Source organism: Raoultella sp. (genome assembly GCF_039594335.1).
GTDB lineage: Bacteria > Pseudomonadota > Gammaproteobacteria > Enterobacterales > Enterobacteriaceae > Klebsiella.
Window position 1 is genome coordinate 1 of sequence record NZ_JBCNNS010000066.1, and the last position, 25,080, is coordinate 25,080.

Genomic DNA, 25,080 nt, shown 5'->3' on the forward strand with positions numbered 1-25,080 from the left:
TAGTCTGATGCTGATCCAACTGGTACGCATGCTGTTCGGTGCCCAGAACCTGGAAGTGGCAAACCCGGCCTGGCTCTCCGGCGGTCTGCAGGTTTTGCCGAACCTGATCCTGCCGTGGAACCGCCTGGCAGTATTAGGGTTTGTGCTGCTGGTGCTGTTCTTCACCTGGTTAATTCTGAATAAAACGCGCTTAGGCATGAACGTGCGGGCGGTGACCCAAAACCGGGCGATGGCCGCCTGCTGCGGGGTGCCGACCGGGCGAGTGGATATGCTGGCGTTTGGTCTCGGTTCAGGTATCGCCGGACTGGGGGGCGTGGCGCTGTCGCAACTGGGTAACGTCGGCCCGGAGCTCGGTCAGGGCTATATCATCGATTCGTTCCTGGTGGTGGTGCTGGGCGGTGTCGGCCAACTGGCAGGAAGCGTGGTGGCGGCCTTTGGTCTGGGGATCTTCAACAAAATCCTTGAACCTCAGCTCGGGGCAGTGCTAGGTAAAATCCTGATTCTGGTGCTGATCATCCTGTTTATCCAGAAACGTCCGCAGGGGCTGTTTGCCTTAAAAGGGAGGGTAATTGACTGATGAGCCAACCTATTACACTGACGCTGGCGCGTAAAGCGCCGCGATCGCTGCAGTGGCTCGGCGGATTGCTGGTGCTGGGGTTGTTGAGCATGCCCTTTTTAGCGCTACTGCCGCAGTCGCATCCGCTGGCGGTCTCCACCTGGCTGCTGACCCTGACCGGGAAAATCCTCTGTTACGCGATTGTCGCTGTTGCGCTGGATCTGGTCTGGGGCTATGCCGGAATGCTGTCCCTGGGCCATGGCATCTTTTTCGCCCTCGGCGGTTATGCCATGGGGATGTATCTGATGCGGCAGGCGGCAGGCGACGGTCTGCCGGCATTCATGTCTTTTCTGTCATGGAACGAGCTGCCGTGGTTCTGGTGGGGCACGCAGCATTTTGCCTGGGCGATGCTGCTGGTGGTGCTGGTTCCGGGATTGCTGGCCCTGGTCTTCGGCTGGTTTGCTTTCCGTTCCAAAATCAAAGGCGTCTATTTCTCGATCATGACCCAGGCGTTGACCTACGCCGGCATGCTGCTCTTTTTCCGTAACGAAACCGGTTTTGGCGGCAATAACGGTTTTACCGGATTCACCACGTTGCTTGGCTATTCCGTTACCGCGACCACAACGCGGGCCGCTCTGTTTATGGTCACGGTGTTACTGCTGCTGCTGACGTTATGGATAGGCTTTCTGTTGGCGCAGAGTAAATTCGGCCGGATCCTGACGGCGGTGCGTGATGCGGAAAATCGGCTGATGTTCTGTGGATACGATCCGCGCGGATTTAAGCTGCTGGTGTGGACGCTCTCGGCGGTGCTGTGTGGACTGGCGGGCGCGCTGTACGTACCTCAGGTGGGGATCATTAACCCCAGCGAAATGTCGCCGACCAACTCAATTGAAGCGGCTATTTGGGTGGCGCTTGGCGGGCGCGGTACCTTAATTGGCCCGGTGCTTGGTGCCGGACTGGTGAACGGAGCGAAAAGCCTGTTCACCGTCACGATGCCGGAATACTGGCAACTGTTCCTCGGCCTGATTTTTATCATCGTGACCCTGTTTTTACCTCGCGGGGTTATTGGCCTGCTACGCAAAGGAGACCGCTGATGCAACCGGATGAAGGCCTGTTTACCCGCCAGCAGCCCACTGACCGCTTTCGCGAGCAGACCGATCCGGTGCTTGAGCTGGAGAACATCAACGTCAACTTTGATGGTTTCCAGGCGTTGACGGATCTCTCATTGCAGATTGGCGTGGGCGAACTGCGCTGCATTATCGGGCCGAATGGCGCCGGAAAAACCACGCTGATGGATGTCATTACCGGCAAAACCCGGCCGCAGAGCGGCATGGCACGGTATGACCAGTCGATCGATTTGCTCGGGCTTGATCCTATCGCGATTGCCCGTCAGGGGATTGGCCGTAAGTTTCAAAAACCAACGGTGTTTGAGGCGCTGACCGTCGCCGAAAACCTTGAACTGGCGCTTAAAGGCGATAAGTCGGTCTGGGCCAGCCTGCGGGCGCGTTTGAATAGCGAGCAAGAGGACCGCCTCAGCGACATTCTCCGGCTGCTGCGTCTTGATGGTGAGCGCGCGCGTCCAGCGGGGCTGCTTTCTCACGGACAAAAACAGTTTCTCGAGATCGGGATGCTGCTGGTCCAGGAGCCGCATCTGCTGCTGCTGGATGAGCCCGCCGCCGGGATGACCGATGCAGAAACCGAGTATACCGCCGAGCTGTTTCGCACCCTGGCCGGGCAACATTCCTTGATGGTGGTGGAACACGATATGGGGTTTGTCGAAACTATCGCTGACCGGGTCACGGTGTTGCATCAGGGCCAGGTATTGGCGGAAGGGTCGCTGCGCGAGGTACAGGCGAATGAGCAGGTGATCGAAGTGTATCTCGGTCGGTAAGGAGAGCGAATGCTACAGGTTAATCAGTTACATCAATATTATGGCGGCAGCCACATTCTGCGCGGGGTTGACTTTGAGGCCCGGCTAGGTGAGGTCACTTGTCTGCTGGGGCGCAATGGCGTGGGTAAAACCACCTTACTGAAGTGCCTGATGGGGCTGATCCCGGCGCGCAGCGGTGACGTCATCTGGCAGGAAAAAACCATTACCCAGCGGAAACCGCACCAGCGGGTGCAGGCCGGCATCGCCTATGTGCCGCAGGGGCGTGAAATCTTTCCTCGCCTGACGGTGGAAGAGAACCTGCTGATGGGGCTGTCGCGGTTTCCGGCCAGGGAAGCCGGGCAGGTGCCAGAGGAGATTTATCAGCTGTTTCCGGTGCTGAAAACCATGAAACAGCGGCGCGGCGGCGATCTCTCCGGTGGTCAGCAGCAGCAACTGGCGATTGGTCGCGCGCTGGCCAGTCGACCACAATTGCTGATCCTGGATGAGCCGACGGAAGGTATTCAGCCGTCGGTTATCAAAGAGATTGGCGAAGTGATCCGCCAGCTCGCGAACCGTGGCGACATGGCCATTCTGCTGGTCGAACAGTTTTATGACTTTGCCGCCGCGCTGGCGGATCGCTATCTGGTGATGTCGCGAGGAACGATTATTCAGCAGGGAAACGGTGCGGCGATGGAAGCCGAAGGCGTGCGCGGGATGGTAACGATTTAACGCGCTGACGTTTCTGAGGGCTTTGTCGCGTTGAGGCAAGGCCCGTGTGCCATTGACGGGCCTGCTGATGAACCGCTCTGTTTGCCGTTTATTCTGCAATCAAAACTACGTTGCGGCCTGCAAAGGCTGCGATGACGTTTTCATGATGCTGGCTCGGGTAACGATAAATCATGCGAATGGCGAGGGCTTCTTTCTGACGGCCTCAGCAACGCCGCGGCATGACCGATCGTCGCCAGTGCGGGAGATGAATTCCCGTGGCGAGACGCCGAATCGGCTTTTAAACAAACGAGAGAAATGAGAGGCGTCATTGAAGCCCCAGCGCAGGGCGACGGTGAGGATGCCGGGGGCGCCCTGGGCCTGTAAATCGCGTGCGCAGCGCAACAGCCGTAGCTCGCGGATCAGGCCACTGACGGACAAAGGCGCTTCCTCAAATAAGGTGTAAATGGTGCGACGCGAGACACCGAACCGCACCGCGATGGCGTCCGGCCCCAGAAGCGGATCGGCCAGATGATCGCCGATATAGGTTTCGATGGCCCGGCGAAAAGCATCCCGTACCGGCAGCCGATCGCGTTCCTGTGATTCGAGCGTTGCGCCTAATGTGAGGGCAATGATGCTGGTGAGCGTGGTACTCAATCCCTCCTGCACGTCGATGCTGGCACTGGTGTTGACCTGGTCAAGTGAACGGGCGAATCTTGACGCCACAAGACCCAGACCACTCTGCCCATCGACGGCATTGGCCATCGTCTGTCGCGGGGACGCGAGGCGCGAAACCAGTTGGTTCCTCGGAATACGGAACGACAAGACGCGCCAGTCCTCGCGGAAGTCAAGGTAGTAAGGGCGAGTCGAGTCGACCACGGCGAAACCGCCCGGACGAATGAGCGTTTCCTGGCCGTCCTGGCGCACGACGCAGGAGCCTTCCAACTGAAAGTTAGCGAAGCAGTATTCCACCGGATTGCGCCGAATCTCCTCCCAACGTCGGTTGATGAACTGCCCGCGGGAGCAAATCTGCGTTTGTGCCGTCTGGTAGAGATCCTGGGAATGAACCCGCCCAAGAAACGGTTGGGCGTGCGGCTTGATAACGGGATCAAGCGAAACAAACGCTTCACACAACACTTCGCGCCAATACGCGAACTGTTGCTCTTCCGGACGCCTGTCCGCTTCCCAGATTCGCATGTCATCTACTCCGCCCATCAGGAAAGAACAGCACCGTGAGACGGCGCCAGATACGCACAGAGAGCGGCGATATCCGCCCTCCACTTTGCACGAATAATCAAGTTCCACTGCACAGATAGTCAACTTGCTCGATGGCATTGAGCTTGCGCACTCTCCCGGGGCACATCAACCGTGCGAATTATGGGAGAAACGCCCTTTTTTGCGCAGAAGATCCCTTTACAAGGACGCAACAAACATGTTTTGCAAATCCTGTGCCATTCTCGGGCTCGTCCGAACGGCCTGCGCGGTCAGTTCTGCGATGCACTCATCGTCAATTCTCCTTGCACGTATCGTCGAGATTCTGCGCCGGGCGCTGGGCAGACTGTGGATGCGTTCATTCACACTGCAAGGAGAATTTCCATGTCTATCGATTTTCAGCTCAGCGAATCCCAGAAAGCCCTCCAGAGCGAAGCACGGCGCTTTGCCGCCGAGGTGTTGAGCAAAGTCCCGTCGACCATCGCCCCCTTTCCACGGCCAGAGGACCGTTTCTACGCCACTCGTCCCTTCTACGCGGCGATGGCAGAGGCTGGCTTCATTAAGGCGCTGCTGCCGGTTTCGGTCGGCGGCACCGCGCTCAGTACCCTCGACTTCGCCCTGGCGGCCGAAGAGCTCACGGCCGCCGATGTCAACGTGCCGTCAGCCCTGCTGGGAACGGGCCTTGGCTTGCATGCCGTGATCCATCACGGCACGGAAGAGCAGAAGAGGCGCTTCCTGCCGGACTTCATTGAAGACGGAACCCGGCTGGCGGCACTCGCCTTCACGGAAGTCACCGGAGGTGCTAACTACAACAGTTCCGATCCGTCTGTTGGCGTGCAAACCTTTGCTCGCCGGGAAGGTGATGAGTGGGTCATCAACGGTGCCAAGCACTACACCACGAACGGTACGGGCTGGGACGGAAAGGGGGCCCATCTGTACAGCGTGATTTGTCGCACCGATCCCGCGCTTCCTCCGCAGGAGTCATTGGCGGTGATCATGGTGCCCGGCAATGCGCCTGGCGTGGAGATCGCCGGTATTCTCGACACGGTCGGCCATCGCGCGACGGTGTCGCCCCGGATCCATTTCAATGAGGTGCGCGTCCCGGCCGCCAACATTATTGGTAAGCCCGGCGATGGTATCGGATTCGTTGAGGACGCCTTCTCCTGGACTGCAGCCCTGATCGGCGCGGCATGCGTTGGGGTAATGCGTTCGGCTTTTGACGTGGCCCTCGCGTTCTCGCGGACCGACAAGCGTTCCGGCCCGGTCCCGGTCATCGACTATCAGAATGTCGGCTTCATGCTGGCCGACATCAAGATGCGCATCGAGGCCGCACGATACCTGACCTGGAAGGCGTGCCATCAGTTCGATCTGACCGAGCGGCGCAGTCGCGAGCTGCCCATCATGACCAAGGTCTACTGTTCCGAGCTGTGCGTACAAGCTGTCTATGACACAATGCGAGTTGTCGGCGTCGATGCCTATAGCGACCTCTACCCGCTGGCTGGCCTGATGCAGGACGCGCTGTGTTTTCCGCTGTATGACGGTGGCAATATGGGTGTCCGTCGACGTCAACTCCATGCGTTGCTGCGCTCGCCGGACTATGACCCGATGGCGTCGGCAGAGGCCCGGGGCTGAATAAACGCAGAGCGAGCACGGATGCTTGAGCCGGGGGCGCTGGACCAGTCGCTGATGATTGTGACCCGGAGGGATTCCGGGTCCATGCCATTCCTGACACCTGCATCTCGCTATGCTGAGCCCGGATGCGACACTCCGCGCCATTACAAAAGTCCCCAGCGCCAAAGAAAACCGGCAAACGCACCTGGAGCGAACCTATCCCAGAACCCTGGCGCCATCAACCGGAGGAAGTCTCTGCGGGGGGACTCGCCGGCATATGCCTGCGGCTAGTCAGTCGTAGCCCCCGCTTAGCGTCAGCGCAAGCGGGGAATGATGGCAGGGGAAAATCTCTATTTACGCAGCAGCCGTTGCAAGCGCGTCTGACGCCAGCTGCGGATCCATCCGCCGAAAACAAACAAGCGCAAGCCTCTCACCAGCAGCAATGCCCCCCAGATCCCGGCAACCCAGGCAGACCAGTAGTTGCCCGGGTTGGTAAACCGGTTAAGCAGAACCAGTAACACGCACACCACCACGGCGGTCGACAATGAGCGAAAGAAGCGGCTTTCCTGTTGCACGCGCGCTTTTGCCTCTTCGATGCGTAAATCGAGAGACTCTTCATGGCCGGCCGGGGCGTCACCGGTGATATCGGCAACGTTAACTTCAAAGACTGCAGCCAGGGCGCTCAGGGTTTCCAGCCCCGGGCGATCGCCGTTCTCAATGCGCTGAATTGTCCGCACGCTGAGGCCAGCCAGTTCTGCCAACTGCTCCTGGGACCAGGCGCGCTGCAGACGTAGTTGTTTAACCTGATTACTGTTGTTCATCATATCTATCTCCGGGTGAAAACCTGAGATGGAGTGTGGTCCCGGGCACTGTCGGGCACCACGATCCGCAGCCGACAGTTGCACGACATTAACCCGACAGCCGCATGACGCCTGGGGTTACGCGCTGACGGTCGAACAGCCATTCTGCCACGAACGAACTTTCATTCCGCGCAAGATCATCAACCAGGCAACGATGATCGCGAGCATCAGCACCACAAACAGCGACCAGTGCGGCATATGGGTCAGGATAGATCCGGTAATCATCGGGTTGAAGGCTGCTCCCAGCCATCCCAGCGACTGGGCGGAAAAGTAGCTTGCTTTCATGCCGGCGGGGGCGATGTTATCAATCAGCATATACTCACCCGGGGCATAGATAACCTCACCAAGGGTAAACACGGCGGCAGATATCCCCCATAGCAACAGGCTGCTATCGGAAAGAATAAATCCCCCCAGCCCGAGGACGAAACAGAACATACCAACGGTCATTAGCGGACGGATATTGCTGGCGCTCATCTTACGGCCGACAGCGTACTGCAGCGCCACCACTACGGCGGCATTGACCGGGAGTACTACCGCCACCACCTTTTCAGCGAAATCGCTATCGGCGACCACCAGCACATACTGTGCAATACAGGAGGCGAATGAGCCGCCGACGAACGAGGCCAGCAGGCCGGAAAGCGTAAACCACATCAGCGCGCGGTCGCGCAGCAGCACTGAAGGCGACCAGTGGGCTGCGTTATCCTGGGCAATCACCGCCGGGGAACGTTGAACGAAGAGCTGAATACCCACCAGCGGTAGCGCGGCACAGGCCGCCGCCAGCCAGAACGGCAGGTTGATGCTGTGCATCATCAGCAGCGTGCCGACAGGCGGGCCGACGGTCCAGCCAATATTCAGAAAGGTATAGTTGAGGGAGAAGATCCGCGCTTTCTTTTCCGGCGACAGAATCTCAGCAAACCAGGCTTTCAGCACGGTGGAGAAGACGGAATAGGCGCAGTTGATCAGGGAAAAGAAAAACACCACCAGAATGACGCTATTGACCAGCGGAATCGCGATGAAGCCGCAGATAAAGGCCAGCACGGCGATGAGCATATAGCGCTTTTTATCAAACTTATCGGCCAGAATGCCAAAGCCCATGCTAAAGACGACGCCGACGGTGAGGGCGATGGAGAGCGCATAGCCAATTTTATCCACCTCAAGCTGGTACTGACGAGTGAGGAAGATGGTCATAAAGGGCAGCGTTGCGCCACGGCCGATAGTCAACAGCAGCGAGGACGCCAGCAGTGCGATGGTCGAGCGCCTGATGGTCGGTATCATTTTCTTTCCCTGACGAAATATCTTTTTATGTTGTGCTGTTCAGAAATACCATCCTATCAGGATCTTGTATAGCGCAACCCTGTGTTATCACGTGCTCTGGTACCCTGCTAAAAATAATGATCTATCCGCCGGGCGTTTTTTTGGGTACTTTGATTTTGTTCACAAAAATTCATATAACAATAGAGGCAGGGTATGACACGTAAAGACGGGCTACTGGCACTGCTGGTGGTAGTAGTGTGGGGACTGAATTTTGTGGTGATTAAGGTCGGGCTTCACAATATGCCGCCGCTGATGCTGGCGGGGCTGCGTTTCTTACTGGTGGCCTTTCCGGCGCTGTTGTTTGTTGCCCGCCCTAAAATCCCGCTGCGTCTGCTACTCGGCTATGGCCTGACGATCAGCTTTGGTCAGTTCGCCTTCTTATTCTGCGCAATCAATCTTGGAATGCCCGCCGGTTTGGCCTCTTTGGTGCTGCAGGCTCAGGCATTCTTTACCATCATCCTTGGCGCCTTTGCCTTCGGTGAACGCCTGCAGGGAAAACAGCTGGCCGGGATTGCGCTGGCCATTTTTGGCATTCTGGTGCTGGTGGAAGCCAGCCTCGGCGGCCAGCATGTCCCGATCGTCGGATTTATGCTGACTCTGGCGGCGGCGTTGAGCTGGGCCTGCGGGAATATCTTTAATAAACAGATCATGTCCCGCGCCGAGAAGCCGCAGATTATGTCCCTGGTGGTGTGGAGCGCGTTGATTCCCGTGCTGCCGTTTATGTTGGCGTCATGGGCGATCGATGGCCCACAGGTCATGGTGGCGAGCCTGATTCACATTGATATGCTGACCGTGTTTTCGCTGCTATATCTGGCGTTTATTGCCACGATTGTCGGCTATGGCATCTGGGGATCGCTGCTCGGGCGCTATGAAACCTGGCGTGTGGCGCCTCTGTCGTTGCTGGTCCCGGTCGTTGGGATGGCCAGCGCCGCGCTGTTGCTCGGCGAAACGCTGAACGGCCTGCAGCTGCTGGGTGCGGTGCTGATTATGGCCGGGCTATATATCAACGTTTTCGGCCTGCGGGTTTGGCGGACGGGCGCAGTGCCAAGATAAGCACAGCCCTGATATCTGTACAGGGATGTTGTTTGGCTCAGAGCGTGATGTTTACTTGCCATGGGCGGCCACGGGGCATCCCCCGTTAAGGCTTTGTCGTGTAGAGCGTTTTCAGCCAGACTAAAAAGCCTGTGGTGATGCGACCTGGCGCAGTTGGCCGGAGAGACTCTCAGGCTCAGCGTTAATGAGTGACCAAAGGAATGTAAATGATTGATGACATCCGCTACCTGATTGTGTTTGCCAAAATTGTCGAGGCAGGATCAATCTCAGGTGGGGCAGAAGCTTTAGGGCTAACCACCGCCACGGCGAGTACGCATCTTTCTAAACTGGAAAAAAATCTGGGTAGTGCTCTGCTATATAGAAATACCCGTAAACTTTCTCTGACTCACGATGGCGTCAGTTTGCTGGAGACGGCCAACGCTATGCTGGAACTCTATGAGAAGGGGGTTATTGAATTTAAACAGCGTTCTGTCTCAACGGCTAACAAGCTGCATATTTCTGTCCCTGCCGTTTTTATCAATAGCGTATTTACTCGCCATCTTGCGGGGTTTATACAAGCCTATCCGGATGTGTGCCTGCACATTTCTTACAGTGATACGCGTAAAGATATTATTGGTGAAAGTATTGATGTTGCATTTCGGATTGGGGAACTCCCGGACAGTTCACTCAAAGCACGGCATCTTTTTGTGTTGCCCCGGCAACTGGTCGCATCAAAGGGCTTACTAAGTCATTATAAGCCCATCAACCATCCTGATGACTTACAACACCTGCCCTGGATTGGCCTGACGATGAGACAGCACAACCGGGAGTTCAGGCATAAAAATGGCGAAGTGGCGTTAATCAAATATACGCCAACGGTTATCGTGGATAATGTTGAAGCGTCCTATTCTCTTGCAAGGCAACAAATTGGGCTGGCGGCTCCCCCGCGCTATCTGAGTGAGGATGATGTTAAGCACGGAGAAATGCAGGAAGTGCTCCCCGACTGGTCATTAGAACCGTTAAAGGTATATGCAATATGGCCTTCGAATATATCGAGCAGCAGCATTGCCTATAAATTGATTAATAACATTTATAATTCTTTTGAGTCTCATCAATTATGAATGATTGAGGAGTGGCAAACAGAGCATGTAGCCCGCTGTAACAATCAGCGATCCGCCCATCAACAGGTTAAAAGTACGAATGCGTTGTCTGCTCCTGAGCAGCATTGAAACTTTGTCGCCGATAACCGCCCATGAAGCCAGTGAGAGATAGCAGACGACAAAATAAATCATGATAAACACTAATACTGTCACATTGGTTGACGGGTCAGAAAATAACGCCGCTCCTGATGCACAGGCGGTCCAGGCTTTCGGGTTGAACCATTGCATTAAAAATCCCTGAATAAAACCCGGCGTTTCGGTCTTTTGCAAGGCCAAATCAGGTTGAGATGACGCTATCTTATAACCCAGATGCAGTATAAACAGTGCGCCGGCAACATTGAGATATTTGAAGAACAGAGGATATTGTTCGATTGCGGCGTAAAATCCGAAACAAACGACTATCAGCAATAAAGTAAAACCTGTGGTCGCGCCTGAGACCAACGGCAAAGTTTTTCTGAATCCATGAATCGCCCCCGACGATATAATCAGCATATTTACCGGGCCTGGGGAAAATGACAGAGTGAGGGAAAATATAAACATCGTAAAAATTAAAATCATTCTTTCTCCAGGACTGTTAACCGCTTAATAGGCATGGGACACTCTTTTTTATTGCACAATAGCCTTTCTGATATACCTACAGGCTACATATAAATATTGATGAGAGTAAGTGGCTTTTCTCTAAAGGTGTGTTTGATATTTTCACCTTGCGGCGGAGTACAGCGCTGGATTGGCGAGGGATTGGTGCGGCAAAAAATGGTGGACAGTTGCACCCAAAGCGCGTGAACCCGTTCTGGTGGCGATGCGCATTGCTGGACGCGCTGGCGTTCCATCGGGCGAGAGCGATGGGGGAAGTCTGGCGGAGTGAATCATGATATGACAACGGGTTACCCGATGGTTTTCACAACATGGTGGCGTCACCACCGGCCATTTTCGCCAGCCTGCAGCACTGCGGCTTCGATGACCACAAAAAATGGTAGGGAATATGCACATTAATGAAATTGAAAATGATATTCATTTTCATTAATATTTGCATTCCGTAAATTCTTGTAAAGAAAAATTACATGTCTACTGTATCCCTGAAGAAAGCTGCGCTCTGCGCTCTGCGCGCTGGCCGTTGCAAGTTCTCTCCATGTGTTCTCTGCCTCGGCTACGGATTTTACCGAGCAGGCATTCCTCTCACAGCCTCTTGGTCACGGCGTTTATGAACTGGCTTATGATAACAGCCAGAAAACACTCTATGCCGCCTCCGCGCCCTCATTTGATAAAGATAAAACGACGGGATTAGTCTTTCGACTGGCAGCCGATTCGCTGCAGATTAATGAGAAAATAGCCACCGAGCGGCGTACCTTTGCGCTTTCTCTGGATGAAGAAAACCATATCCTGTATTTGGGCAATGCGCTGGATGGTTCGCTGACGCTTGTCGATACGCAGACCAATAAGGTGATCCAAACGCTTCAGCTCAGCGATGATTCGGATCCTGAGAAACAGGCTCATGTCCGCGAAGTGGGGCTGGATAAGCCTAATCAGCGTCTGTATGTGTCCGGAATCGGGCGTAAAGGCAAAGGCCTGCTTTGGGTCGTCGATACGCGCAAGCAGCAGCTTATCGAAACGTTGAACAACATCGAGCCGGTGGGGTTTGCCGTGGATGCTTCCGCTGACAAGGTGTATGTAGTCACCGGCAAGGGGGAACTGGTGACCCTTGATGGCAAAACGTCGAAACTCCTTTCCCGCGTGAAGGTCGATCCGGCTGAATCTAACCATTACTTCCTCAATATCGCCCTGAACAGCGCCGCAGGAGTCGGGTATATCGCGGATACCAACACCCGCGATGTGCTGGTGGTGCGACTGGACTCCGGTAAGCTGGTGGATCGGATTACCTCGCCGAATTCGGTCGCTGTGCGCTATAACGCTGCACGCGATGAAATCTATGTGACCCATCGCGACGATCGCTCTATTAGTGTCATCGATGCGAAAACCCATCATCTCAAACACACCGTCAAAACGGCGGCGATGCCTAACAGCCTGGCGCTTTCTGCGGATGCCGGAACGCTGTATGTCAGCGTCAAACAGGACGAAAAAAGTGACCAGGATGACTACGTTCTCAAGATTGATCTCACTACATTCTAAGGATTTTTTTGTGACGATTAAGACACGCATGGACGTGGCGATAGCGCTCGCCTTGGTCAATTTGCCTGCGGCAGCGTTCGCCGCAGATAGCGCCGCCGTCAATGAGGAACAGATGGTCGTGACCGCCACGGGATTCAGCCAGGAGAGGCGTGAGGCCCCGGCGACGATCTCGGTGCTTGATGAGAAGGCGCTGAACACCCGTTCAAATCAGAACGTAACGGAAGCATTGCGCGAAATGCCGGGCGTGCTGGTGGGCAACGGTCATGGCAGCCTTGCGACTGGCGATGTACAGATGCGCGGTATGGATTCGACTTATACCTCGTATATGGTAAACGGCATCAAGCAGTCTACCCGCGAATCCCGTCCCTACGGGCATCATATCGGCACTGAAGCGGCGTTTATGCCGCCGCTGGCCGCTATTGAACGGGTTGAGGTTATTCGCGGGCCGATGTCCTCACTGTATGGCTCAGACTCTATCGGCGGCGTGGTCAACGTGATCACCAAAAAGGCCTGGAACCTCGAGAAATGGACGGGGGTGCTGGAGGATAATTATTTCCTGCAGGAAAAAAGCGAATACGGCAACACTAACCAAACCAATGCCTTCTTTATGGGGCCGGTCATACCGGGCAAACTCGGGGTCAGCGTCGGCGCGGATTATCTTGATCGTCGCGATGATGACAGCCCAAGCAAAGAACGTTTTGTTAAGCATCAGGCCGGGAATCTCGACGCCACGATTTCATTGTCGCCAACCGATACCCAGCTTTGGGATCTGAATGCTTCCAAAGGCAATCAGGAGAAAACCCATAACGATAAAGCGTGGTACTGGGGTTTTGACCGCGATGCGGCCTCGCTTTCACAGCATGCCTGGTACGGTGATGACCTGGTGGAGGTGAAGAACTTTATCAGCTATGAGAAAGCCCGCACGGAATACCGCGTGCCCGGTATGGATTCGCAATTTATTAAGCAGAATAATTTTGAGGCGAACAGCGCGAACACCTTTACTCTGGCCGATCACAAGCTGACGCTAGGCGCAAACTTCACGCGCAATGAGTTGAATGACACCTTCGGTATTGCGGACAAGCAGGCGCCCGGTGTCACCCCGGTCAGTAAACTCACCCGCCACGGCTGGGCGGTTTTTGCTGAAGACGCATGGATGATTGTGTCGGACTTTACCCTGACTACCTCTGCGCGTCTGGATCATGATAGCTACTTTGGCTATCACGTCACGCCTAAGCTGTACGGTAACTGGACCCTCGATGAAGCCTGGGCGCTGAAAGGGGGCGTATCCGCCGGTTATAAAAAACCGGATTTACGCCAGAACAACGCCGGTTTTACCAACGTCTACGGAGCTTATCCCTATTCCGAGATTGGCATCGGTAACGACGAACTGAAGCCGGAGCAGAGCATCAATACCGATCTGGGCGTGTACTGGCAGAAAGAGGCGCTGGCGCTGGATGCCACCCTTTTTTATACCAAATTTAAAGATAAAATCAGCGACCATACCATCTGTACCTCATCGGCTACTCAGCAGTGCCAATACAATGGTTATATCGCCGATAGCGTATCGCAATATATTAATGTCGGCGATGCGCAGATCTATGGTCTGGAGCTGAACGGCGACTGGCAGGTGAGCGCAGCGCTGAAAGCGAACGCCAATTATACCTATACCCATAGTGAACAGAAAAGCGGTGAGTATAAGGGTTATGCGCTAAACGATTTCCCCAGCAGCATGGCCAACATTTCGCTGACGTGGAACACCACGTCCGATCTGGAACTGTGGGCCAAGGCGAGTTGGCGCAGCACTTCGCCGGATATCGGCAAGTCCAGTTCAACGGATGCCTATGCGCTGGTTGATTTAGGTGCGCGTTATCATCTGAGTCAGCACGTCACGCTGATGAGCGGGATCTACAATCTGTTTGATGTCAATCCGGTTTACACCACCACCTACCGGCAGCAGGCGATGCTGGAAGGGCGACGCTATAATTTTGGTGGACGTGTGGAGTTCTGAAAACAATGCAGGGGGCCGAATGGCCCCTGCGATAGCATGTCAAAAAGACCTGTTATGGCCTGAAGTCCAGAACGGCATTGCTGAATGTCTGATAGGTTTTTTCATCGGGTGCTGGTGGGATTTTAACTTCTTTCAGCGCGGACATTATCTGCGCACAAAACGCCGGATCGCCATGCTCTACCGTTGGATTTTGCACCTTCCCGTCACGTTGTAGCGTTACGCGCACGGAGCATTGTTGCCCCTGATATGACTGCGGCTGATCTATTTTCGCGAAGATAGCCTTTTGCACTTGCACCAGATAGTGTGAAGTATTGGCCTGCGGTGAATTGTCTGAACCCATCGCATCATCGCGAAACATCTTATCCACTTCTGCAGATAATTTAGCGTTTTCAACGCTATCCGGTGCGGAAGGGGGGGCCGAGCAGGCGGAAAGGAGTAAAGAGAGGATACAAACGTGTAGGGGGCTGAGTCTTAAGCGCATGGCCATGCCTCCTTGCTGGTGATGATTCATTCTGGGTGCGAGGCCGTTATCCTCTGTTATTTCGCGATTGAATTCAAACGTTAATCGCTGACCAGCCCTACGGCGGGGTGACCGCAGGCATGAGCAACAAGTGACGCTGTCAATCATTCTTTGCATTCGCCGCGGGCGATTTACGCCATCCAGTCGCGGATAATGTCCCCGTACAGCTGCTCAGCTTCTCTCAGTCGGCTTAGCAGGCAGTATTCGTCGGTTTGATGAGCCATAGAGGGCTCGCCAGGGCCGAGAATAATACAGGGCGGGTTACCCAGCGCAGGCAGCAGCAGGGAGGCGTCGGTAAAGTAGGGCACTACGCGCGGCTCGAGCGGTCGCTCATGCAGCGGCTGGCAGTGCTGATAAACCTGCTTTATCCATGCGTGATCGGTTTCGCTGAGTACCGCGGGCAGATCGACCAGCGTCGACACGGTGACGCTTTCGCCAAGCAGCGTGGTCAACCGCTGGCGGATGGTGGCGTGCTGCAAATTGGGCGCACTACGGATATCCACATCAAAGCGCGTGCGGTCTGGCACGGAGTTAATATTTAACCCACCTTCAATACGTCCGACGTTAAGGGTTGGCTGCTTCATCAGTGGATGTGGCGCGCCCGGTGAAAAATGTTGAATCTTACCCAGCGCATCTGCGGCCAGATAGATAGCATTAATCCCCAACTCCGGCATTGCGCCGTGGGCGGTTTTCCCCCGGGTTTCGCAGCGTAGCCACAGCGCACCTTTATGGCCGATTACCGGGTAATTGGCGGTAGGTTCTCCGACGATCAGCGCGCCAGTCTCCGGCAACGAACCGGACTCAATCAACGCTCGTGCGCCATCGCAGCCGGTCTCTTCCCCCCCGGTAATCAGTAATACCGCACCGTGTCCGGCCAGAATTGCTTCCCGGTGCTGAACGCAGGCGATGGCAAACGCCGCCACCGCCGCTTTCATATCACTGGATCCACGACCGTAAAGCCGCCCGTCTTCTATCTGCGAACCGAAAGGATCGTATTGCCACCGAGCATTACCGAGTGGCACGGTATCCAGATGGCCGGTAAAGGCCAGCGGCTTACCGGCTCTCGCCCCAGGCAGCCTGGCGATCAGATTACTGCGTCCCTCGCCGAACGATGACAGCGAAACCTCAAAACCGCTCTCTGCAAGCCAACCGGCAAAGAACCGCATGCAGTCTGCTTCGTTGCCTGGCGGATTGATGGTGTTAAAGCCCAGCAACTGCCGGGCCAGTTCAAGGGTAGTGGTCATCAGCAACGTTCCGTTAGCCAGTCAAGACAGTTAATCCACAGCTGGCGATAGCCGGGCCATTGGGCAAACTCTTCCGGTAGCCAGTGTGCTGACATATCGCTGGTCCATACCAGTGAGCGACCTTGTTGGTATTCGCGAACGGCGAGCAGCGGATGACCGGTACCGGCGATCGTCGCCAGCAGTTTGCCTTGCGGATGCATTTCCACTTCGTTATAGCCCAGCAGCCACGGCCATTCGCCGGGAATATCGTCAAACAGGGCGTGGGACTCCGTCACTTCGGCATAGCAACCTTCCGGGGTTTCAATACGATCGTCCCATGCCAGGCAGCGGACCGGCAGAACTTTTTCCACCGCGGTATGACGATAGCGCGCGCCGCCGTTAATTCCCTGGAAGCTGTAATAGCCGCCAATCATCATCAGCGCGCCGCCAGCGGCTACATAGTCATGCAACAAGGTCAGGCGATTGGCGGTACGACGGCTTTTCAGCCAGGTATCCGGGTGCAGCAGCAGCGTATTGGCACCAATATCGGAGAGAATAATGGCATCCCACTGCTGCAGTTCTTCCTGAGTCAGCGGAAAGTCTGTCGCCGCTGCGTGGGCTGGCATATAGGTAATGGCGTAGTGACTGTCCGCCAGCGCGGCCAGAAAATCCGTTGCGCCGGTGTGCCAGGTGGCGGTGGCAAACTGATCGAAGCCTTTAACGTGTGTTGAAGTGCTGGTCCAGGATTCACCAACCAGTAAGATTTTTTTCTGCATTATGTCTTTCCTTTTATCCACCAAAGACCCGTTGGGGATTTCCAATCATCAAGGTTTCAAGCTGTTCGCCGCTGACGCCGTGGCGACGTAAGCGAGGAACAAAATGTTTGAGTATGTAGCCGTAACCGTGTCCGCCGTAGCGGGTGAGCATGGTTTTCAGAAACACATCCTGTGACAGCAAAATCTGCTGGATATAGCCATCGTCAATCAACTCGCGAATAGCGCGGGCGTTCTCCTCGTCGGAGGGCGACTGCGCCGACTCGTCGGCGTAGTAATAGCTCATGCCGATCATGTCGTATTCGAGAAACGCCCCGCGCTGCGCCAGTTCACGTTGGTAGCGCTTGTCGGCAAAGCTGGGATTCATATGGCACAGCACGGTATGGCGTAGATCGGCGCCTTCCTGTTCGAGAATATCCAGCACCCGGTGACCCAGCCGCTCCCAGCCCGGAAGATGGACCTCGATCGGCACACCGGTCGCGGCGCTGGCCCGACCCGCGGCGCGCAGGGACTTCTCTTCATCCGGGGTAAAGCGGCTTGAGATACCAATTTCGCCGATAAGCCCGGCGAGCACTTCCGGTTTCTCCTCCTCGCCGCCAAGATCGTAAATCAGCCGCTCGGTCAGTTGTTCGACGCTGCTGGTTTTTACCCACTCGGGGTGCGAAGGTTCAAGATAGAGGCCGGTACCCATAATAATGTTCAGACCGGTCAGACGAGCGATGCGCGCCAGCGCTTTGGGATCGCGGCCAATGCCGATATTGGTCGGATCGACCACCGTTTCCCCGCCAAGGGCGCGATATTTGGTCAGTTCTTCAATCGCGACATCGACATCAAACAGTTGGCAGTTGTCACGGCTCATCAGCGGGTTCAGCGACAGTTCGCCGAGGTTTTCCATCTTCACCGGCATTTCGGCAAGATGGCGATCGCTACAGCAGCAGGGCGGTACCCATTTGCCGGAGGCATCCAGCAGAATATGTTCGTGCATCAGGGTAACACCCATTTCGCTAATCGGCAGCGGGCCAAGCACCGTCATGACATAACCGCTGCTGACGCCAACCGGCAGCGGGGTGGGATGGCGAAAAATTGATCCTTTCATCAGCTATCCTTTTGCTGCGGAGCGCGTGGGGTTGAGAATGCGGGTGTTCAGCCAGATAGCCAGCAGGATAATGGTGCCGGTGGCTATCTGGGTGTAGAACGGCGAAATATGCGACAGGATCAGCCCGTTTTGAATCACCGCAATCGACAGCGCGCCGAGCAGTGTGCCGATAATGGTGCCGAAGCCACCAAACAGGCTGGTACTGCCGAGTACAACGGCGGCGATGACCTGCAATTCAAAGCCTTCTCCCTGGTTGGAGGAGCCGCTGCCGAGACGCGCGGTAATAATCATTCCCGCCAGTGCGGCGGCCATTCCGCTGATGATATAGACCTTCATGGTGACCGCTTTGGTGTTAATCCCGCTGCGTCGCGCGCCTTCGGCATTCGCGCCGATGGCCGTCACGTAGCGGCCAAAGCGCATATGGTTGAGAACGATGTGCCCGATAACCAGAATCATCATGCCGATCAGCGCGGGTATCGGGATACCCACAACCCACGCGCGCCCAATAAAGGTAAACAGGCTGTCAGCCGGAACCGGAATTGAGTAGCCCTGGGTGACCAGAAGCGCGATGCCGCGAACCACGGCGAGGGTGGCGAGGGTGACGATAAACGCCGGAATTCCTTCATAGGCAATAAAGAAGCCGTTGATGGCGCCAACGAGTCCGCCGAGCAGAAGCCCCCCGAGCAGAACCGCCGGCCACGGCAGCCCCCAGTTGTTCAGGGCGATCGCGGAAAGCGCACCGACCAGCGCAAGGGTCGAACCCACCGACAGGTCAATGCCACCGGTGGTGATCACCAGAGTCATGGCGGTCGCGACGATCAGCAGCGGGGCGCTCTGACGGATGATATTCAGCCAGTTTGTGCCGGTGAGGAAATTACCGGTGATCAGCGAAAACACTACGCAGCAGAAAACGAAAAACAGCGCGATGCTTACCACACCCGAGTGGTTATGCAGCAGGCGGCGCGGCAGCGAATGCTGGATCATGCGGGAGCTGCTTAAGTTCATGATACTCATCCTGTTACCTCAATGTGCAGCCGCAGAGCGGGCGGTGAATTTTTCGCCCACAATCAGGTTAACGATATCGCTCAGACTGGTGTCGGCCACCCGTCGGTCGGCGACGTTGGTACCTTCATACATCACCATGATCCGGTCACAGACCAGGAACAGGTCCTGCAAGCGGTGGGTAATCAGAATCACGCTCACGCCGCGAGCGGAAACGCGACGAATAAGCTCCAGAACCGCTTCGACTTCCGCGACGGCCAGCGCGGCGGTGGGTTCATCCATAATCAGCACTTTCGGGTCAAAGGCCGCAGCACGGGCGATGGCAATGGCCTGGCGCTGGCCGCCGGAAAGATTTCGCACCAGCAGGCGAGTATCGGGAATGGAAATTCCCAGCCCTTTTAGCATCTCGCGGGCATCGGCGTGCATTCTGGCCTCGTCGAGAAAGGGGATACCGAGGATTGATTTCATGGGCTCGCGGCCCATAAACAGATTGCCCGCGACGTCGACCGTGTCGCATAGCGACAGATCCTGATACACCATCTCAATATGGCAGCGGCGCGAATCGGCCGGATTAGTAAACTGCTGCTGCTCACCGTCGATACGAATCGTGCCGCTGGAGGGGATCACCGCGCCAGAGAGCACTTTGGTTAAGGTGGATTTCCCCGCGCCGTTATCGCCCACTAAGCCCAGGACTTCGCCCGGAGCCAGCTCCAGGTTGACTCCGCGCAATGAACGTATCGACCCGTAGGTCTTGGTGATGTTGATCATCTCTACCCTTGGCGGGGTAGTCTGTGGCTGCTGCATCTGATAACTCCCATCGCTGTTGCCGGGAAAATGTTCGTCCTATTGCGGGGAGATACTCCATCCGACACGGTCTACATGCTAGTAAACCGGTTTACCTGCGGAATGGAGCACTCGCCAACACAGTCAGGACAAACGCTATGTAAGATATTTGTTCGCCAGTAAGAACATTGCAGCATCCGTGCCAGGGCAGGAACAACACCGCAGCCCTGTGACTTAACCTTATGGAATAGATAGAGTTTATAGGTTACATTTCAGTAAACCGGTTTACTGATTATAGTGAAGAGATTGTAAATCGATCGTTTTTTGCGCCAAAACTGGGCGCTTTTGCGCCATTTTGGGATGCGCTTAACAAATCTTGATTGAGTCGCGGCCAATCCATTCGACCGGCAGGCGAGTTTCTGCCGGGATATCCTGGTCGTTGTTCAGCAGGCGCATCATGATGTTTACCGCGGTGCGTCCCAGCTCCCGCGCGGGCTGGCGGATAGTGGAAATACGCGGCTGGGTGAAATCGGCATAGCTGGCGTCATCAAAACCGACAAACGACAGCGCTTCCGGCGCCTGTAGTCCGCTGGCGCGCAGCTCGTCAAGCAGGCCAAGCACCAGGTAGTCGCTGGCGGCGAAGACGGCGGTCGGGCGCACCGGCTGGCTAAACAGGTACTGCAGCGCCTGTTGACCGAACTCGCGTTGGTAGTCGCCGTACATAACCCATTCCGGGGGCCAGCTCAGACCGGCCTGCGCCATGGCGGTGCAAAATCCCTGATAGCGTTCGCGCACGCTCATCAATTTGTCCGGGCCGCCGACGAAAGCGATACTGCGATGCCCGGCGGCGATCAGTTTTTCGGTGGCGATCCGTCCGCCCTGGACGTTATCGGCAAACACTTTTGGCACCGTACTGCCGGGAATATCTTCATCCAGCAGCACAATACGTTCGTGGCGCTGGACCTCTTTGCGCAGCAGGCCGTTATCGGGGCGGTTGGTGGTAAACAGCAAGCCATCGACCTGGCAGGTATCCAGCCAGCGGATGAACTGGCACTCTTTTTCCGGGTTATTGCGGGTGATACACAGTACGAGGCTGTAGCCGTGGCCAGAGGCGGCTTCTTCGGCGGCATCGGCCAGTTCGGCAAAGAAGGGGTTAGTGATATCGGGTAGCACCAGGCCAAGGGTTTCGCTTCCTCCTTTGCTCAGGCGGCGAGCGAGGCTATTACCGCGATAGTCCAGTTCGCGGATCGCTGTTTCGATGCGGTCGATGGTTTCCTGCGGCAGGACAATACTGTTGTTCATATAGCGCGACAGAGTGGTCTTCGACAGTCCTGCCAGCTTTGCCACATCGGATAACAATACGCGTTTTATACTCATTTCCTGCGCCATTTCTGCCAGAATCGGCTATCTGTAACATAGTTAAGTGCGGTGGATACAGCAATTTCTCTGCTAACAACAACCTGAAATAAATGCTTGACAAATTTTAAATGCCGGAGAATTGTATAGGCAGTTTACCGCATCATCCGGGAAGTCATTCCCAAACCCGTTTAAGTCATTCCAGTCGCGCACCGACACGGACCGGTTGCCGGAATGAAATTAAGCAGGTATTCGCCGAACGATCGATGATTGTTCTGGCCATATAGACGATATTTGCCCGCCAAAAAAATAATCCTTCTGCGTGCGCATGCGACGCAGAACTCTGCTGGCTATCACCTATTCCCGACGAGGATACTGATGATGTTATTTAACACCGGAAAACTGCGTTTTATTGCTGTAGCAACGACAATGCTGGCATCTGTTAGTTTTATTTCTGCCGTCAGCGCTGCTGCTCCGACTTATGCGCTGGTACAAATCAACCAGCAGGCATTATTTTTTAATCTGATGAATAAGGGCGCGCAGGATGCGGCAAAAGCCAGTGGTAAAAATTTAGTTATTTTTAACTCTAACGACAATCCCGTGGCGCAAAACGACGCGATTGAAAACTATATTCAGCAAGGTGTTAAAGGCATTCTGGTAGCCGCTATCGACGTTAACGGCATTATGCCGGCGGTCAAAGAAGCCGCCGCCGCTAACATTCCGGTGATTGCCATTGATGCCGTATTACCGGCCGGGCCTCAGGCGGCTCAGGTCGGCGTTGATAATATCGAAGGCGGCAGAATCATTGGTAAATACTTCGTTGATTACGTACAAAAAGAGATGGGCGGCCAGGCGCGGGTGGGGATCGTCGGCGCACTGAACTCGGCCATTCAAAACCAGCGACAGAAAGGATTCGAAGAGATGCTGAAAAGTAATCCGAAAATTACCGTCGCTAACGTCGTCGATGGGCAGAACGTGCAGGACAAAGCGATGACTGCGGCGGAAAACCTGATCACCGGTAACCCGGATCTGACGGCGATCTATGCTACCGGCGAGCCCGCTCTGCTCGGCGCGATTGCCGCCGTGGAAAACCAGGGGCGGCAGAAGGATATTAAAGTCTTTGGCTGGGATCTGACGGCGAAGGCGATTTCCGGTATTGATGGTGGCTACGTGACCGCCGTACTGCAGCAGGACCCGGAAAAGATGGGCGCCGAAGCACTGGAGGCGCTGAACAGCATCACCTCCGGTAAAACCGTGCCGAAAACCATCCTGGTTCCGGCCACGGTGGTGACTAAAGCGAACGTCGATACCTACCGTTCGCTGTTTAAATAGGTCAGTGCTCGCCGCCCGTGGCTAACAAGGCGGCGAGTTCATGGGCGCCGGGAAACGCGTTGAGCGTCCCCCGGCGGCTAACGGTAATGGCGGCAGCACGGCTGGCGTGCGCAAGCGCCAGGTCATCCGGCGCTACGCCGCGCAGGAGCGCGGACGCCAGCATCACGGCGAGGAATGTGTCGCCCGCGCCGGTGGTATCAAGCACCTCGGTGCGGACCGCGGGACAAAAGTGGCGCTGGCCTTTCTGCACCAGCCAGGCGCCAGCCGCGCCCTCGGTAATCACTAAGGTTTTTACCCCGTAAGGCTGCAGCAGCTCGGCCTCGGATTCATTGACCACCGCGATGTCGATAAGCGGCCAGAGCTGGCAAAAGTCAGGATTGACGGGCGAGGGATTGAATACCGTTGTCATAGCGTGGGTTTTCGCGTACTGGAACAGCGCCCACGTTTTGTCCAGGGAGAAATTGCCCTGCTGTAGCAGAATATCGCCAGCGGCGGCATCTGCCAGATACGGAAGAATATTATCAAAGCTGAATGTATCGGCGGCGGCCGTCGTGGTAATGATGGCATTGTCGCCATCGGCACTATTTAAAATAATCGAGGTATCGCTATGTTGATTGAAATGGCTGTCGGGCAGTAGCGTCAGTGGTTCATTTTTTATCTGCTGACGGATCCATACGCCGTTGCTGTCATTTCCCGTGGCGGCAATTAAACGCGTTTCTATGCCGCAGCGGGATAATATAATCGCCTGATTCGCGCCTTTACCGCCGATATCCTGCGAAACTTTAACGCCGTGAATAGATGTTCCTTTTTTCGGTATATCCGGAATGGACCAGGTTTCATCTACGGTAATATTACCGGTAACGTAAACACGCATAGTGTTCCCTTAACAGGATGGATAAGATGGTTGCTATCTCAGCAGAAAAAACGAATGCAGTACAAGCTATTTTTTCACGTAGTAAAGTTGTTATTGGCGTTATTCACTGCGATCCTTTTCCAGGTGCGCCTAAATATCGAGGGAAATCAGTATCCGATATTGTAGAACGTGCGCTTCGCGATGCGGAAAATTATATTATCGGCGGCGTTCATGGCCTGATTATTGAAAACCACGGCGATATTCCTTTTTCCAAACCTGAGGATATCGGTCATGAAACCTCAGCGCTGATGGCGGTGATTACCGAGAAAGTGCGCGAGCGTTTTGGTGTGCCGCTGGGGATTAACGTCCTGGCTAACGCTGCGATCCCGGCAATGGCTATCGCTCTGGCGGGTGGAGCCGATTTTGTCCGCGTAAACCAGTGGGCCAACGCCTATATCGCCAACGAGGGATTTATCGAAGGGGCGGCGGCTAAGGCGCTGCGCTATCGCAGCATGCTGCGTGCGGAACATATCCGCGTCTTTGCCGATAGCCATGTCAAGCACGGTAGCCATGCCATCGTTGCCGATCGTTCGATTCAGGAGCTGACCCGCGACGTGGATTTCTTCGAGGCCGACGCGGTGATCGCCACCGGCCAGCGCACGGGCGATAGTGCCACGATGGCGGAAATTGACGAGATCCGCGTGGCGACGGCGCTCCCGCTGTTGGTGGGCTCCGGGGTAACGCCAGCCAACGTCAGCCCGATCCTCGGACGGACTCAGGGAGTCATCGTGGCCAGTACCATGAAGGTCGATGGTGTGTGGTGGAACGATGTCGAGTTGGCCCGGGTGAAGCATTTTATGTCCATCGCCCAGGCCGCGCTGGAGGAGGCATAATGGAAGCGTTTAGCGAGCGCCTGCTGCGCGAACATCAGCAGGCATGGCAGACGATGCAGCAGCACCGTTTTGTGGTTAATATCGAACAGGATCGTCTGCCGACAGCCGTCTTCAACCGCTATCTGGTGTTTGAGGGCAACTTTGTCGCCACGGCAATCGCGATTATTGCCCTCGGGGTCAGCAGGGCGCCGGATATTCAGCAGCAGAGGTGGCTTATTGGTGTGCTGAATGCTCTGGTTGACACGCAGATGGCGTGGTTTGCACAGGTGTTGGCAGAGCGGCGGATTAATCCTGCTGATTATCCGGACGATCTGCCCGGTGTGCGGCGCTTTCGTGACGGTATGCTGCAGACCGCCCGGCAGGGCAGCTATGAGCAGATCATTACCATGATGTTCGGCGCGGAATGGATGTACTATTTCTGGTGCCGACGGGCAAGCGGACATCGCCAGAGCGATGCTGATGTCCGGCGCTGGGTGGAAATGCATGCGGAGGACGAATTCTATCAGCAGGCTCTCTGGCTGAAGAACGAACTCGATCGCTGCGCTATGGCGCTGAGTGAAGATGAAAAGCAGGCGCTGTCGACGCTTTACGGCGATGTGCTGCAGTGGGAAATTGATTTCCATCACGCAGCGTACGAGGATTAGCCGCGAGGTCAATAACAGGGGGATCAGGAGCGGCGTTCCCTGTATTTATGGCCAACGCGGATGGCGCTACTCTTCATTTTTCAGGCCGATACGAACTCAATGACCGCTTTTCAGTGCCATCCTGCATATCAGGACCCATTGCCGAGTTTA

At 55.6% G+C, this 25,080-nt stretch carries 23 protein-coding genes and 1 pseudogene; 12 read left to right on the forward strand and 12 right to left on the reverse strand.

Going from position 1 to position 25,080, the window contains the following annotated elements:
• The 4 genes from urtB to urtE form a co-directional block, all read left to right on the forward strand.
• Positions 1–577: urea ABC transporter permease subunit UrtB (urtB, locus tag ACZAHD_RS13060; RefSeq protein ID WP_462457154.1), on the forward strand; the 577-nt coding region annotated here is incomplete at its 5' end.
• Entirely contained in the window at positions 577–1,650 is a 1,074-nt protein-coding gene (gene urtC / locus ACZAHD_RS13065) for an urea ABC transporter permease subunit UrtC (protein ID WP_462457155.1), read from the forward strand. The genes urtB and urtC, both read left to right, overlap by 1 nt.
• Entirely contained in the window at positions 1,650–2,447 is a 798-nt protein-coding gene (urtD, locus tag ACZAHD_RS13070; RefSeq protein WP_462457156.1) for an urea ABC transporter ATP-binding protein UrtD, read from the forward strand. Before urtC ends, urtD begins: the two co-directional genes overlap by 1 nt.
• 9 nt (positions 2,448–2,456) lie before the next feature.
• Positions 2,457–3,155, forward strand: a complete 699-nt coding sequence (gene urtE / locus ACZAHD_RS13075; protein WP_462457157.1) for an urea ABC transporter ATP-binding subunit UrtE — start codon at positions 2,457–2,459, stop codon at positions 3,153–3,155.
• A gap of 168 nt (positions 3,156–3,323) precedes the next feature.
• Here the strand turns inward: urtE and ACZAHD_RS13080 are convergent, their stop codons facing one another.
• Positions 3,324–4,328: a helix-turn-helix domain-containing protein gene (locus ACZAHD_RS13080; RefSeq protein ID WP_462457158.1), complete on the reverse strand. Its 1,005-nt coding sequence runs from the start codon at positions 4,326–4,328 to the stop codon at positions 3,324–3,326.
• 399 nt (positions 4,329–4,727) lie between these two features.
• Between ACZAHD_RS13080 and ACZAHD_RS13085 the strand changes: the two genes are divergently transcribed.
• A complete protein-coding gene (locus ACZAHD_RS13085; RefSeq protein WP_462457159.1) occupies positions 4,728–5,975 on the forward strand; it encodes an acyl-CoA dehydrogenase family protein in 1,248 nt (415 codons plus the stop codon).
• A 329-nt stretch (positions 5,976–6,304) separates the two neighbouring features.
• Here ACZAHD_RS13085 and ACZAHD_RS13090 read toward each other — a convergent pair whose 3' ends face one another.
• Positions 6,305–6,775, reverse strand: coding sequence for a helix-turn-helix domain-containing protein (locus ACZAHD_RS13090; RefSeq protein WP_462457175.1), 471 nt, complete (start codon positions 6,773–6,775; stop codon positions 6,305–6,307).
• A 117-nt stretch (positions 6,776–6,892) separates the two neighbouring features.
• A complete protein-coding gene (gene ydeE / locus ACZAHD_RS13095) occupies positions 6,893–8,089 on the reverse strand; it encodes an efflux MFS transporter YdeE (RefSeq protein ID WP_462457160.1) in 1,197 nt (398 codons plus the stop codon).
• Positions 8,090–8,281: 192 nt separating this feature from the next.
• On the opposite strand from ydeE, the gene eamA reads away from it, so the two are divergent.
• Both eamA and ACZAHD_RS13105 read left to right on the forward strand, forming a co-directional pair.
• Complete coding sequence (eamA, locus tag ACZAHD_RS13100) at positions 8,282–9,181, forward strand: O-acetylserine/cysteine exporter (RefSeq protein ID WP_462457161.1); 900 nt, start codon at positions 8,282–8,284, stop codon at positions 9,179–9,181.
• A gap of 206 nt (positions 9,182–9,387) precedes the next feature.
• On the forward strand, positions 9,388–10,281 hold the full coding sequence (locus ACZAHD_RS13105; protein ID WP_462457162.1) for a LysR family transcriptional regulator: 894 nt from the start codon (positions 9,388–9,390) through the stop codon (positions 10,279–10,281).
• Here the strand turns inward: ACZAHD_RS13105 and ACZAHD_RS13110 are convergent.
• A complete protein-coding gene (locus tag ACZAHD_RS13110) occupies positions 10,276–10,878 on the reverse strand; it encodes a LysE family translocator (RefSeq protein ID WP_462457163.1) in 603 nt (200 codons plus the stop codon). The genes ACZAHD_RS13105 and ACZAHD_RS13110 overlap by 6 nt on opposite strands.
• A gap of 573 nt (positions 10,879–11,451) precedes the next feature.
• Here ACZAHD_RS13110 and yncE point away from each other — a divergent pair.
• Both yncE and ACZAHD_RS13120 read left to right on the forward strand, forming a co-directional pair.
• Entirely contained in the window at positions 11,452–12,447 is a 996-nt protein-coding gene (gene yncE, locus ACZAHD_RS13115; protein ID WP_462457164.1) for a 7-bladed beta-propeller protein YncE, read from the forward strand.
• 28 nt (positions 12,448–12,475) lie between these two features.
• A complete protein-coding gene (locus ACZAHD_RS13120) occupies positions 12,476–14,455 on the forward strand; it encodes a TonB-dependent receptor domain-containing protein (RefSeq protein WP_462457176.1) in 1,980 nt (659 codons plus the stop codon).
• Between the two features lie 52 nt (positions 14,456–14,507).
• Here the strand turns inward: ACZAHD_RS13120 and ACZAHD_RS13125 are convergent, their stop codons facing one another.
• From ACZAHD_RS13125 to ACZAHD_RS13155, 7 genes and pseudogenes are all read right to left on the reverse strand, one after another.
• Positions 14,508–14,936 carry a cell envelope integrity TolA C-terminal domain-containing protein gene (locus ACZAHD_RS13125; protein ID WP_462457165.1) on the reverse strand — a complete coding sequence of 143 codons (429 nt, stop codon included), beginning with the start codon at positions 14,934–14,936 and terminating at the stop codon, positions 14,508–14,510.
• Positions 14,937–15,075: 139 nt separating this feature from the next.
• A pseudogene (locus ACZAHD_RS13130) lies at positions 15,076–16,219 on the reverse strand (M20 family metallopeptidase).
• Entirely contained in the window at positions 16,219–16,974 is a 756-nt protein-coding gene (locus tag ACZAHD_RS13135) for a glutamine amidotransferase (RefSeq protein WP_462457166.1), read from the reverse strand. Before ACZAHD_RS13135 ends, ACZAHD_RS13130 begins: the two are co-directional and overlap by 1 nt.
• 13 nt (positions 16,975–16,987) lie before the next feature.
• Entirely contained in the window at positions 16,988–18,067 is a 1,080-nt protein-coding gene (locus ACZAHD_RS13140) for a phosphotriesterase family protein (RefSeq protein ID WP_462457167.1), read from the reverse strand.
• A 3-nt stretch (positions 18,068–18,070) separates the two neighbouring features.
• Positions 18,071–19,072 carry an ABC transporter permease gene (locus ACZAHD_RS13145; RefSeq protein ID WP_462457168.1) on the reverse strand — a complete coding sequence of 334 codons (1,002 nt, stop codon included), beginning with the start codon at positions 19,070–19,072 and terminating at the stop codon, positions 18,071–18,073.
• 18 nt (positions 19,073–19,090) lie between these two features.
• Positions 19,091–19,837 carry an ATP-binding cassette domain-containing protein gene (locus ACZAHD_RS13150; RefSeq protein WP_462457169.1) on the reverse strand — a complete coding sequence of 249 codons (747 nt, stop codon included), beginning with the start codon at positions 19,835–19,837 and terminating at the stop codon, positions 19,091–19,093.
• 381 nt (positions 19,838–20,218) lie between these two features.
• Complete coding sequence (locus ACZAHD_RS13155; protein WP_462457170.1) at positions 20,219–21,241, reverse strand: LacI family DNA-binding transcriptional regulator; 1,023 nt, start codon at positions 21,239–21,241, stop codon at positions 20,219–20,221.
• 345 nt (positions 21,242–21,586) lie between these two features.
• Between ACZAHD_RS13155 and ACZAHD_RS13160 the strand changes: the two genes are divergently transcribed.
• On the forward strand, positions 21,587–22,540 hold the full coding sequence (locus ACZAHD_RS13160; protein ID WP_462457171.1) for an ABC transporter substrate-binding protein: 954 nt from the start codon (positions 21,587–21,589) through the stop codon (positions 22,538–22,540).
• A 1-nt stretch (position 22,541) separates the two neighbouring features.
• On the opposite strand, the gene ACZAHD_RS13165 is transcribed toward ACZAHD_RS13160, so the two are convergent.
• Positions 22,542–23,414: a PfkB family carbohydrate kinase gene (locus ACZAHD_RS13165; RefSeq protein WP_462457172.1), complete on the reverse strand. Its 873-nt coding sequence runs from the start codon at positions 23,412–23,414 to the stop codon at positions 22,542–22,544.
• Between the two features lie 26 nt (positions 23,415–23,440).
• Here ACZAHD_RS13165 and ACZAHD_RS13170 point away from each other — a divergent pair, with 26 nt between their 5' ends.
• Positions 23,441–24,286, forward strand: a complete 846-nt coding sequence (locus tag ACZAHD_RS13170) for a BtpA/SgcQ family protein (protein ID WP_462457173.1) — start codon at positions 23,441–23,443, stop codon at positions 24,284–24,286.
• The gene (locus tag ACZAHD_RS13175; protein ID WP_462457174.1) at positions 24,286–24,930 is read left to right on the forward strand and encodes a TenA family protein; all 645 of its coding nucleotides are present in this window, start codon (positions 24,286–24,288) and stop codon (positions 24,928–24,930) included. Before ACZAHD_RS13170 ends, ACZAHD_RS13175 begins: the two co-directional genes overlap by 1 nt.
• Positions 24,931–25,080: the final 150 nt, after the last annotated feature.